Origin of the sequence: Desertibacillus haloalkaliphilus (genome assembly GCF_019039105.1) — a bacterium.
GTDB lineage: Bacteria > Bacillota > Bacilli > Bacillales > KJ1-10-99 > Desertibacillus > Desertibacillus haloalkaliphilus.
The window spans coordinates 1-240 of the sequence record NZ_JAHPIV010000680.1; the positions used below are offsets into that span (position 1 = coordinate 1).

The window sequence follows — 240 nt, forward strand, 5'->3', positions numbered from 1 at the left end:
CCATTAGCTCAGTTGGTAGAGCATCTGACTTTTAATCAGAGGGTCGAAGGTTCGAATCCTTCATGGCTCACCATTATTAACCAATATGCGGGAGTAGTTCAGCGGTAGAACACCACCTTGCCAAGGTGGGGGTCGCGAGTTCGAATCTCGTCTTCCGCTCCATCATTGCGGGTGTAGTTTAGTGGTAAAACAAGAGCCTTCCAAGCTCTGGTCGTGAGTTCGATTCTCATCACCCGCTCC

General features: G+C 50.0%; 2 tRNA genes. Both read left to right on the plus strand.

Features of this window, described 5'->3' with window-relative positions:
* Positions 1-87: 87 nt before the first annotated feature.
* Positions 88-162 (plus strand) — tRNA-Gly (locus tag KH400_RS23885).
* A 5-nt stretch (positions 163-167) separates the two neighbouring features.
* A tRNA-Gly gene (locus KH400_RS23890) sits at positions 168-238 on the plus strand.
* The last annotated feature ends 2 nt before the right edge of the window (positions 239-240 follow it).